The 12149-nt window shown below is 36.9% G+C and carries 7 protein-coding genes; 5 read left to right on the forward strand and 2 right to left on the reverse strand.

Annotated features, from left to right (window positions below; all coding sequences use genetic code 11):
• Positions 1 to 138 precede the first annotated feature (138 nt).
• Positions 139 to 948: a posphoenolpyruvate synthetase regulatory kinase/phosphorylase PpsR gene (locus BM380_RS14610; RefSeq protein ID WP_008464475.1), complete on the forward strand. Its 810-nt coding sequence runs from the start codon at positions 139 to 141 to the stop codon at positions 946 to 948.
• A 78-nt stretch (positions 949 to 1026) separates the two neighbouring features.
• Here BM380_RS14610 and BM380_RS14615 read toward each other — a convergent pair whose 3' ends face one another.
• On the reverse strand, positions 1027 to 2376 hold the full coding sequence (locus BM380_RS14615; RefSeq protein WP_024602472.1) for a class II 3-deoxy-7-phosphoheptulonate synthase: 1350 nt from the start codon (positions 2374 to 2376) through the stop codon (positions 1027 to 1029).
• 581 nt (positions 2377 to 2957) lie between these two features.
• On the opposite strand from BM380_RS14615, the gene BM380_RS14620 reads away from it, so the two are divergent.
• A complete protein-coding gene (locus BM380_RS14620; RefSeq protein WP_090494974.1) occupies positions 2958 to 3833 on the forward strand; it encodes a DNA replication terminus site-binding protein in 876 nt (291 codons plus the stop codon).
• 63 nt (positions 3834 to 3896) lie between these two features.
• On the opposite strand, the gene BM380_RS14625 is transcribed toward BM380_RS14620, so the two are convergent.
• Complete coding sequence (locus tag BM380_RS14625) at positions 3897 to 5111, reverse strand: hypothetical protein (protein WP_013463357.1); 1215 nt, start codon at positions 5109 to 5111, stop codon at positions 3897 to 3899.
• Positions 5112 to 5884: 773 nt separating this feature from the next.
• On the opposite strand from BM380_RS14625, the gene BM380_RS14630 reads away from it, so the two are divergent.
• From BM380_RS14630 to BM380_RS14640, 3 genes are all read left to right on the forward strand, one after another.
• Entirely contained in the window at positions 5885 to 7123 is a 1239-nt protein-coding gene (locus tag BM380_RS14630) for an AAA family ATPase (RefSeq protein WP_033103177.1), read from the forward strand.
• A gap of 15 nt (positions 7124 to 7138) precedes the next feature.
• Positions 7139 to 8101 (forward strand): transcriptional regulator, encoded by a 963-nt coding sequence (locus BM380_RS14635; RefSeq protein ID WP_090494976.1) that lies wholly within the window; start codon positions 7139 to 7141, stop codon positions 8099 to 8101.
• Positions 8102 to 8527: 426 nt separating this feature from the next.
• Positions 8528 to 11674: a DEAD/DEAH box helicase gene (locus BM380_RS14640; protein ID WP_090495020.1), complete on the forward strand. Its 3147-nt coding sequence runs from the start codon at positions 8528 to 8530 to the stop codon at positions 11672 to 11674.
• Positions 11675 to 12149: the final 475 nt, after the last annotated feature.

A 12149-nucleotide genomic window follows, 5' to 3' on the forward strand; every position in this document is an offset into this window, starting at 1 on the left:
AACAAATTGTAGTAGTAACTGTGAGAGTTAAGAAAGAAAACCTTTTATAAAGGTCGCCACCATTCTACACTGGCAAACGTCCCCACGTAAACCGTGATACACTGATTTTAAAATTAAATGTAATAAAAAAGAGGCTTTATGAGAACTGCATTTTATATTTCAGATGGCACAGCAATCACATCTGAAGTGTTTGGTCATGCGACTTTATCTTTATTTCCTGTCGAATTTAATCATAAAACAATCCCTTTTGTAGAAACTGAAGAAAAAGCGCATGAAATAAAAGCGCTTATTAACGCCACGTCATCTAAGCAAGGTGAAAAGCCTTTGGTGTTTTTTACTTTTGTGAACCATAAGTTGTCTGAGATTATTCGCTCAGCGGATGCAGTTTCATACGACTTTTTAAGTACCTATAGTGAAAAAATTGAAAAAGAATTAAATGTAGCGCCAGTACCAAAAGTACACAGAACACACTCTATTCATGAAAAAAGTTATGATTTTAGAATTGATGCTGTTAATTATGCGTTGATGAATGATGATGGTGGCAACATTAAAAACTTTGCGGAGGCTGACATTATTTTGGTTGGCGTTAGTCGAAGTGGTAAAACACCCACTAGTCTTTATTTAGCGTTGCAGTATGGCATTAAAGCAGCCAACTACCCGATAACCGAAGACGACTTAGAAAGCGAAGGTTTACCAAAATGCTTAGTGCCTTATAAGCATAAACTGTTTGGCTTAACCATTGATCCAGAGCGATTGGCTGCAATAAGAGACAGACGCATGGCTAACTCAAAATACGCATCAATTAGGCAGTGTCGTATTGAAGTAAGAGAAGTAGAAATGCTGTATAAAAAACATAAAATTGCACATTTAAATTCTACTCATCATTCTGTTGAAGAAATTTCAGCAAAAATCATTTCTGATACAGGGCTTGAGCGTCGTAAGTACTAACAAACTTACGCTTTATTTAAAGCTAATACATAAAAAAGCCGCTAAATTAAAGCGGCTTTTGTTATTTATGAGCGGGTATTATTTACGCGCATCTTTTAGCAAATCGGCTACTAAAAAGCCAAGCTCTAATACTTGATCAGCATTTAAGCGTGGGTCACATTGTGTTTTGTAGCGCTGAGCAAGGTCATCGTCAGATAAACCGTATGCACCGCCGGTACATTCTGTTACATGTTGGCCGGTCATTTCTAAATGAACACCGCCTGCGTAAGAACCTTCTGCTTTATGAACAGCAAAGAATTGGCTAATTTCGCGCATAATATTATCAAAGCTACGCGTTTTGTAACCTGAGCTGGCTTTTTCAGTATTGCCATGCATTGGATCTGAGCTCCAAATAACTTTGCGACCTTCTTGCTGTACTTTACGCACTAGCGCAGGCAGCTTCTCTGGTAATACATCCGCACCCATTCGCGTGATAAGTGTTAATCGGCCTGGGATATTATCCGGGTTAAGCGCATCGATTAAACGGATAAGTTCGTCTGGGTCCATACCCGGGCCAACTTTAACGCCAATTGGGTTTTTAATACCTTTAAAAAATTCAATATGGGCATGGTCTAACTGGCGAGTACGTTCACCAATCCAAACAAAGTGTGCAGAACAATCGTACCAGTCACCTGATAAATGGTCTCTACGTGTTAATGCTTCTTCGTAGCCTAGTAATAACGCTTCGTGTGACGTGTATAAATCCGTTTCTTTTAAGCTTGGCGCTATAGTTGAATTAATACCACACACTTCCATAAATTCTAGCGCGTCTTGAATTTTGTCTGCAAGTTGTTGGTATTTTGCTTTTTGCGGATTAGCAGCAACAAAGCCCATGTTCCAACGGTTAACTTGATGTAAGTCGGCAAGTCCACCTTGTGCAAAAGCACGAAGCAAATTTAGCGTTGCCGCACTGTGATGATATGCAGTCATTAAACGTTGAGGGTCTGGAATACGCGCTTCTTCAGTAAACTCAAAGTTATTTACTATATCACCACGATAAGATGGCAACGAAACGCCGTCTATTGTTTCTAAGTCGGCCGAACGTGGCTTAGCGTATTGACCTGCCATACGTGCAATTTTAACAACCGGGCACTTTCCACCATAGGTAAGTACTACAGCCATTTGTAAGATGGTTTTAAATGTATCGCGAATATTAGCGGCATTAAAGTCGCTAAACGATTCTGCGCAATCTCCACCTTGGAGTAAAAAGGCACGGCCTTCGCATACGTCTTCAAGTTGTTTAAATAAACTTCTTGTTTCTTCGGCAAATACTAAAGGCGGTGCACTTTTGAGTTGGCTTTCTACCGACTTTAATACGTCTTGATCTGGGTACTGTGGTTGCTGCAGTATTGGCAGTTCTCTCCAGCTATTTGGGTTCCACGATTGCATGTTCATTCCTCATTCCTATTACCTGATGTAATGAAATTAACGTATGCAGTGTGCTTTGTTCAAGGACTAAATACACTATTTACCAATTATTTAGTTATTAGTTAAATTTTAATAAGATTTAAGAGGCTATTTTGAGTTACTTTTGATGAGCAAGTTTATAAAGTAAAAACAAATAAACATTTAAAAACAATAATCTAAGTAGGTAGAGTGTGCATTATAATGGCTTGAGTAGAAGCTTAACAGCTAAGCGATGGTGATACACATAGCATTCAGAACACATCATACTTAATTTGCCCTAATGTAATCTTAACTTTACGGATGATTTTAAACAATAATGCTACTCAATTATGCGCTTTTAAATATATATGCTAGCGCTGCACACAAAGCTGTGTGATCTAACTTACCCCCTTCTATTACTTCCTTTAAAGTTCGTGATGGGAAGTACTTAAAGAACACATCATACTTAATTGAATCCTAAAAATAACTTAGCAAATGAGTATTATTTTAATAAAGGACTGTCAAAGGAAAAGGTTATTTGCGAAAATACTGGGTATGTATGATGTGTTCTAGTTGAATAGCTAATGGTTACAAAAGTACAAATAAGAAGTCAGTTTGATTTACTCAATGAATTAACACTTAGCTTAATTGATGAGCTTAAAGAGGTTGGCTTTGCTAAAGCAGAGTATTTTCAATTACCTGAGATTAGTAGTACTGAAGAAAATATAATCCCTGAGTCTATAAACGTTTCAAAAATAACAGGGGAATTGGCGCATAAGGCAATTTTAAATGCTTTCTCAGATATGTATAAAAAGCCAGGGCTAAGCAGCAGAGTATTAAAGCGACACCCTGGTTTGCTAGTAATACAAGAAGCGAATAAACAAGCCATTGTTGATCGCATAGCACAGGTAAATAGTGCAAAAGCAGCTTTTAAAAATTGTATTTTAGCGATAGATAATAACGACGCGCGATTTGAAGCGGTGCATAATGCAATGCCAAATTTAATAACGCTTGCGGCGTATCGTAAAATTCATAGTGAAATTGAATCCCCTTTTTCTGTTCGCTTTACTTGGATGCATAAACACGCAACCAAAACACTTACAAAAAAGATGGCGCTAGAAATGTTAGAAAAATCGGCAGGCTATAAAAACCCGCGGATGATTGATCAACAAAAATGGCAGTCACTGGTTGCACAAGAACAGGTTCGAGTAGCCAGTTTGGGTGAAAAAGAAAAATTGCGAATTAGGCGCCCTACTCGAGTTAGTCCTCAAGTTAATGTGAGGTACACTGCACAAAATCGCTATCATGTTAGTGCTGCTTTACCTTTTATACTAATTAACCCACAGCCCGATGTAAAATTTGGCGAACTACCAAGTTACCAAAAACCCTTATCGCATCCACGAAAACGCGAATATGATTTTCTAGTAGACCGATTATATTTAGAACAAGTAGCTAAATAAATTATGTTAAAAAGGCCACATAATGCGGCCTTTAATATACTTTGTTGGTAAAAATGAATAGAATTACTTTTCTACAATTTCTTCCAGCTTATCTTCATCAATCAAAACCGCATTTTCAACAATGCGTTTGCCGCCTTGTATTTCAATACGCTTATTGTGTTTATTTAATGCCAATATCTCATCACAAAATTGATCAGACGGATGCATTTCATAAGTGTAATCGACTATGTTGCCGGTTTTATCATCTTTAACATTGGTAATGCTGTATTCAGATATTGCTCCTTTTTCAATTAAATCTTTCATCGTGGTTGTCATATCACGACGCAGTGCTTTTAATTTATTTTCGGTAATATCATCCGTTGAGTAAATAGAGCCATATTTTTCCATAATAGAAAGTAATCTAAAATGGTAGGTTTTTCCTGGTGCTGCATAACGCCATAAATGATATAAACGTAGCATCATCCAACGCGATAATCCGCGTTTTAATTCTTGTGCACTATTAAAGTAATAACCTTTGTATTCAAGGTTATCAATCATGTTATGTACAAATGCATTTAAACACGCAACACATTTTACGTTTCCGCCTTGGCCTTTCTTACCACTAAAGTGCAAAGACGATAAAAAATTCATGTTCGACTCGTAAAACGAATCATCAATATCAGAATTTTTAGTATCCGTTGCAGAATATTTAAAAGAAAGTTTAGAACCTTGCAATGCTTCAAGCGACTCTTTAATTTGCGGATATGGCATAGATTGGCCAACCGCTTTAAGCTCTTGTGCTAATTCGTTCATAGAAAACACAACGGCATATTGAATACCGGACTTAAAATTAATTTTTACAATTTTACCTTTCGAAGCTAGGCGAATTAGTGCGCGCTCTACTTTTTCTTCTCTATCTGATGGCCACACCAAATATTCTACATCTTCGCCATCTTTACGAGTACTGACCACAGCCGGTGTTATTTTTATTTCGCCGTCATATAAAATACCATCTACTTTTTCAGATATCTTACGAGTAATGATGGTTTTTTTAGGGGCTTCTTCAAGTGGCAGTTTTTTGTGACCTGAGCGAACAAAACGTCCCCACAGATCATAATGGTTAAATGTGTTAGAGTAAGCACGTAACCCATGGGCTGCATTTTCTATCGAAATTCGCACATCTTTATTATCTGTAAATAGTGCTAGGCTTTCGTTATCGATTGCACTTTCCACCCCGTGAATTTGGCCCCTAAGTGTATCGGGCAAGTTATCTACCGAGATGTTGACCTTTCGGCTCATGGTTTTTATTTCCGTTTTTATTGTGACAGCTAATAACAACACATAAAGCCACAAAAGTTAAATGTTTAAGTTAGTATAAAAGTGATCTGACTTCAAATAAAATGCTCAGATCAGTATTTTACTAAGGAAAACTTAAAACAGCGGTTTTCAGATCACATTTTTACTAACTGAGTGTTGATAAGCCAAATTTTTACTAACTAAATAATAATTTTGTCCATTACAAAGTGTTTTTTTTTATATTTTACACGACAAATTAGATAAAAATTTTAAACCCCTGTGGATAAGCTTAGTTCGAGTTAGCATAGATCTGATCTGTACTTACTACAGATCAGATCTATACTAATTAAACCCTTCATTATCGCTAATGGCTAGTGCATAACTTTATAATTTACTTAGTAAAAATATGATCTGCAGGGGTGTATTTGTGAGTAACTCAGTGCTTAACCTGTGCGTAACTCAGGTTGTAAATTCTCGCTTAGTAAAAAGCTGATCTGCAAGTAGATAAGGATCTGATCTTAACCACGTACAATGCTGATCCACTATTTTTAATATTATTTATATAAATCATAATGTTATATATGTATTTTACCCCCTTAGCCTTTAATACCTTATATATTTAACCATACTTAAACTTCTTTATTTATACTAAGCAATATTAAAGGTGTAAAAATTATTTTATATGTCATGTATTTAAAAGACATGTCGCCTTAAATAGTTGTTTACAGCTAATTGAATGGACATTATACTAAACGCCTAACTTTGAGGAATAAAGTATGTCTATCAATAAAAACGCGCTAGATACTTATCGACTTTTAAAAGCAACCGCAGAAGTTGCTGAAAAATCACTAGAAGGACGTATCCAACATTACCGCGCCCATCTTAAATCTGAAGAAAAAGAATTAAGAACTTACACCCAAAAAGCAGCAGCTGATTTACTTGGCTGTAATAATCGTACCTTAAAAAGACGCCATGACAATGGTGACTTTGACGATTTAAATATAAAACGCGGTGCAAACGGCCACTATGCCTACACCTTAGTTAATATTTTTGCTATGGCTGATATTATGGACATACAGCCTGATCACCGCGCATCAACAGACAAACTTCAAGTTATTGTTATCAATTCATTAAAAGGGGGTTGTGGTAAAACAACTAGCATGGTCAACATTGCTGCTGCGCTCGCTACAACCAACATTAAACGTTACCGTATCGGTATTATTGATTTAGACCCTCAAGGGTCATCATCAAGTTTTTTCCCATCTTCAGAGCCCGATCCGATTACTGTTGGTGATTTAATGCGTGATTGCATTGACCTTGATGAAGGTGAAACATGGCCAGAATTTGTGTCTAATTCTTTTTTACCTACACATATTCCTAATATTCGTGTTTTACCATCAGGTATGGATGACTTTTACTTTGAACACGAAACAGCAACATTACTCAAAGACACCTCTAATTATGAGCAAACACGCCATTACCACAAGCTATTAGAACGCGTGATAGAGCCGGTAAAAGATGAGTTTGATATCCTATTAATTGATACAGCTCCAACGCTTAACTTTATGTTTTACAATGCATTAATGGCTTCAACTGCAATGCTTATACCGGTTCATCCGGAAGCGGTAGACTTTGATGCAAATAATAAATATTTAAAACGCTTAGGTGAGATTTATCATACTGTTGCCGCTCTTGGCCATGACGGTTGGGATTTCATGCAATTTTTAGTTACTAATTATGTGAAAGGCAATCACTCACAACGTGACATAGTTAAAGATGTTCGTAGTGCTTTTGGTCGCCAAGTAATGAGCTATCCTATTAATCATAGTTCAGCAATTACTGCGAGTTCATCGTCGTTCAATACCATTTTTGATCAAAAAGCATCTGACAGCTTAGCAAGTAGAGAGTCATTAATGCGCGCACAAGAAAATATCAAAGATGTAGTTGATGAACTCGAAATGCTAATTCGTTCTAATTGGCAATCCACTCAATCTAAATTAAATACGCCTAAGTAAGGATGTTGACTAAAAATGGCTAAAAAACGTAAAAATGACACCCGCTTAGATCCCTTTGCAACCGCTGTTGGCAGTAGTAGCTTAGATGCCCTTTTAGAGCAAGCCAATGCAGGCGATGTTATTCGTATGCCTGCTCCTAGTGATCCTAATCGGGAAATAACGCTTGTTTGTAAAGTGATTGCTCACAACGAGATTGAAAAATCGACCCAAGTTTATGGTAAAAATCGTCGCGTACAAGCGCTTTTAAACGAAAAGTCGGTATCCGATATACTTCCTGCTATTAAAGAAGATGGCCGTAATCAGCACCCTGCCCTATTGTGGGAGCAAGGTGATATGAGCCTTGTATTAGCTGGCTCTAGACGTCGTAAAGCCTGTATTTTAGGTGGCGCAGACTACCTCGTATTGAGTTCTAGTGACTTTAGCGAGCAAGATGCCAAAGTACTTGCGGTTTCATCAGATCAATACATTGCCCCTAGTCTTTGGGAGTTGGGTCAAGCGTATCAGCAAACTAGAAACGATCTTATTCAACAAGGCAAAAAAGGCTCCTACCGTGAAATTGCTGTTATTGAAGGGGTATCGCATACAGCGATTGCTGATGCGATAAAAGCGTATGAGCAAATATCTGCAGATGTTATAGCCCTTTACCCAACAGCTAATCATGTTGGTAGAGAAGTTGCTAAAAAGCTGATTAACGCAAAGGAGCGCGATGAGGAAGCATTTAACGAGTTAGTTGTTGCACTTGCCAGCAATGATGAAATTAACGCCTTAGAAGCCGACGACAAGCGCGCTATGCTAATTACTAAATATCTAACTGCAGAGCCTAAAACAGCATCAAAACGTGAAGCGGTTTTAGAAAATGACTTTATTAGTGTGCAACGTAACCTTAAAAGTGGTGACGTTTCAATTAAAATAAATAATAAAGTGATGACAGACAAGCGCTTAGAGCAACTTACTAAGTTATTAAGTGCCTTTAATTAGTTAGTAATATCGTGATCTGTAAAAGGGGTTGGGTTAGTTAAAACATGATCTAAACCTCTTTTTTAGTTGGTAAAAATCTGATCTTTAGTGGCATAAAAAGGCTAAAAACATGGCTTAAACCATCAAGGATCATATTTTTACTAACTAAACACCTCCTTTTAATGCCATTTTTCACCTTGTTAGTAAAAACCTGATCTAAGCCTAACTAAATCTCCTTTTAAAGTTAATTAATTGTTTTTCTTTTGTAATTTAAACGTGCTTTTTTAGTGAGCAAAATTAAACAATGATCGCCAATTCGCTATAAACCAATTTTTTACTAACCAATCAGATCCAACCAGTTTATTTTAAAAATAATATTGCTTTAGCTCAGCGCTGATAAGGCATATACTGGAAAAATTGTTTTTAAATTTTAATACTTTGAGTGACATGTCTGCTAACTTATCAAAAAATGATTTAATGGCTATTTTTGAAGAAATTAAAAATGAGCAGGCTACCCAGTTTCCTCTTTCTGAGCGATTCATAAAAAAATTATTTAAACCCGCGGTGTTAGCCAAAGGAAAATCGTACTATAAAAACGGCCAAATCAGTTGGTTAGAACATAATGCAGATTTTTCTGTGGTTGACTCTACGGTGCAAGGTGATAAAGGAATCGCGTTCAACCAACGTATTGAGATCAGTAAATTACCAACTGGTTATTCGGTCGATACCCACTGTACCTGTAATGTTAAAACTAAATGCCGCCATTTGGCCGCTATTTTGTTAAAGCTTAAAATTGAGCATTCTGGTGAGTACGGTGAAGATTATTTTATTAATGATTGGTTTAGTGAACTAAGCGCACTTAAAAACACCGACCAAGCTCAACCCTCGCAAGTATTACTGTTTGTATTAGACATAGAAAACAACAAAGTATTTTTAACCCCTAAAATTGCCAACTACGATAAAAATAATAATTATGCACTTGGGCGAAATTTAACTGAGCAACAGCTTAATAGTTTTGTAACCCCTAGCGATTTGCTCGAAAGTGATTTTAGATTATATAGCTGGATCCGATCGCAAAATGCGGTCGGTAATATTGAGCTTAAAGGTCAATGGGGTTTTAATGCGCTGCAGCAATTACTAGCCACAGACAGATTATTTTTACAACGCTCTCGAGTATCTATTAAAGCGCAACCTGGTTTACCTCTTAACTTTGTTTGGGAAAAACAAAAAGAGGTAACCCAGTTAAAAATTCACTTGGATCAAATTCCTAATTGGGCGTTAATTAAAACAACGCCGCCCATCTACTTAGATTTAGATAAATATAAATTAGGCCGTATTCGCACGCCCCTCAGTGCTGATGAAATTGCGCACTTACAAACTATACCGGCGCTGCACGATACAAACTTTGACCGAATTTATAAGCAGCTTGCTGATAACTTTGGAGTAGGTGTTATTCCCCACCCTACTAATACACCAAGCACGCCTGTTAAGTCGTTGAGTAATGCCATACTTAAAGTCAGCATGTCGGGCTCAGTAATGGCTATTTCGTTATCGTTTAAGTATAAAAATAAAAACTATTTAGCGGGCACCGCGCCTGCAAAGTTAATTAATAGCGCCTTTGAAAACACCGTTACCAATGAGTTAGTCAACTTAGGCTTCGATTTTTGTAAAGGGGGTTTACACAGCGAGTTTATTTTTAGTCAGGAATCGGCTATTCACTTACATTGGCTAGTGCACGAGGTACTGCCCAGCTTTAAACAACGCGGTTGGCAAGTATCAATGAGCAAAGTTAATGTTGCTGACACTAAAAGCCAAATCTCATTGCATGTAAACAGAGCTGCAGGTCATCAAATGCATAGCAAAGTAATGCTAAACGATACCAAAGTAGCCACCCTATTAAATGTAAATAATAAACTGTATGAATCGTTAAACCGCCAAAGTGAATTATTTTATTATTACCCTGTTGGCCGTCAATTTGGGGTTATTGATAAAGCAGCGTTTAATTTATTAATTGAATTTAAAATGCGATTTGAATTTATTAAAACCCGTGACGAATTTAACATTCCGCTTTCATACTTACCTGAATTAGTTCAGCACACAGCTATTAATGTAGAGCTACATGACCCGTCACTAGAGCGTTACCTTGATGAACTAAATAACGATGCACTGCTATCACCTAACACTGCCATTCATGGCTTACACGATTCTGTAGTATTAAGAGAGTATCAGCAAGAAGGCGTGGCTTGGCTTAACTTTTTAAAGCGTAATCAGTTAGGTGGGATTTTAGCGGATGATATGGGCTTGGGTAAAACGTTACAAGTGATTGCCTACTTAGCAAGCTCATACAATACACCGCAAGCAGGGCCTACGCTTATTGTGTGCCCTACAAGTTTAGTGAGTAATTGGCAAAACGAAATTACCAAGTTCGCAAAAAGCTTAAAAGTGACCACTATTTTTGGTGCGCACCGTAATGACTCGTTGCAGCATTTGGCACAAGCGCAGTGTATTTTAACCACGTATCCGCTATTAAAACGTGACATTGCTTATTACTCACCGCTGTATTTTGAAAACATTATTCTTGACGAAGCCCAGTATATTAAAAACGATACCGCACAAGTTTCGCGGTTGGTAAAACGTTTAAATGCCGACTTTAAGCTTTGTTTAAGTGGCACCCCAATTGAAAACAATTTATTTGAATTAAAGTCATTGCTCGACTTTGCAATGCCCTCGCTATTAGGTTCACAGGCGCACTTTAAGCAGCATTTTCAAGGCCCTATTGAACGCGAAAGCAACATTGAACGTGCAGAGCAACTAAAAGCGTTAATTATGCCGTTTATTTTGCGCCGTACTAAAGCCCAAGTGGCTCAAGAGCTGCCGCAAAAAACCGAACTTATAAAAGAGTTTGAGTTTGAACCTAAACAAAAAGATATGTACCAAGGTATAACCCGTGCGCTTGAAGAAAAACTCATTGATTTATTTGCCGAGCAAGGCGTACAAAAAAGTAAACTCGCTTTTTTAGAAGCTTTATTAAAGTTACGCCAAATTTGTTGTCATCCTAAACTCATTGAACCTGAAACTGAGGCAGCCAGTGCTAAATTAGAATGGTTATCGAGCCACTTACCTTTAATGCTTAGCCTTGGCCGTAAAGTGATTATATTTAGCCAGTTTACCTCTGCCCTTGATTTAATTGCCGAGCGTTTGAATACACTTAACATTAAATTTAGCATGTTAACTGGGCAAACGCGCCATCGCGATAAAGTGATAGACGAATTCACCAGTGGCACTACTTCGGTATTTTTAATTAGCTTAAAAGCTGGCGGTACTGGGCTTAATTTAACCCAAGCCGACACCGTTATTCATTTTGATCCATGGTGGAACCCAGCCGTTGAAAAACAAGCCACCGATCGTGCTTATCGAATTGGGCAAACAAACCCAGTGTTTGTTTATAAACTAATTATGGCTAACTCTATTGAACAAAAAGTATTTCAAATGCAGCAAGATAAGCAAGCGCTTGTAGATGCATTATTTACCGAAAAATCAATGAGTTTTACCCAGTTTGACGAACAACAAATGCTGTCTTTAATTAAAAGCTAAAATAATTTTAAAAAATCATGACGAGTTTTTGAACTTATTTAAATTGTAGGCGTCTATTAATATGCTTGGTTAAATTGCAGTTTCTCCAAGCTTTCATGTTGATATCCCATATAGTAGTTACTAGACATAGTAATGATTAAGCCAGCCAGTAATGCGCTGGCTTTTTTTTGCTTTTAAAAATATTTATTTTTTTATTTAATTTATTTTGAACTAATCACAAATGGCTGGGTCTATTATTATGCTTGTAGTTGATGTGTTGTTATACAAGTTTCATGTTGATTTCCCTGTTTGATTACTAATTTAGTAATATTGAGCCAGCTTTATTAGCTGGCTTTTTTTATGCCTCAAATTCAACTTTTTTAAAATTATTTTGAACTAATTTAATCAGAGCGCGTCTACTATTATGCTTGTAGTTGATATGTTGTTTTACAAGTTTCATGTTGATTTCCCTGTTTGATTACTAATTTAGTAATAT

The sequence above is a fragment of the Pseudoalteromonas sp. DSM 26666 genome (genome assembly GCF_900116475.1).
Lineage (GTDB): Bacteria > Pseudomonadota > Gammaproteobacteria > Enterobacterales > Alteromonadaceae > Pseudoalteromonas > Pseudoalteromonas tetraodonis.

Bases quoted from the DNA above. Each gene is read 5' to 3' on its own strand.
- BM380_RS14610 (WP_008464475.1), top strand. From the start codon at position 139: ATGAGAACTGCATTTTATATTTCAGATGGCACAGCAATCACATCTGAA.
- BM380_RS14615 (WP_024602472.1), bottom strand. From the start codon at position 2,376: ATGCAATCGTGGAACCCAAATAGCTGGAGAGAACTGCCAATACTGCAG.
- BM380_RS14620 (WP_090494974.1), top strand. From the start codon at position 2,958: ATGGTTACAAAAGTACAAATAAGAAGTCAGTTTGATTTACTCAATGAA.
- BM380_RS14625 (WP_013463357.1), bottom strand. From the start codon at position 5,111: ATGAGCCGAAAGGTCAACATCTCGGTAGATAACTTGCCCGATACACTT.
- BM380_RS14630 (WP_033103177.1), top strand. From the start codon at position 5,885: ATGTCTATCAATAAAAACGCGCTAGATACTTATCGACTTTTAAAAGCA.
- BM380_RS14635 (WP_090494976.1), top strand. From the start codon at position 7,139: ATGGCTAAAAAACGTAAAAATGACACCCGCTTAGATCCCTTTGCAACC.
- BM380_RS14640 (WP_090495020.1), top strand. From the start codon at position 8,528: ATGTCTGCTAACTTATCAAAAAATGATTTAATGGCTATTTTTGAAGAA.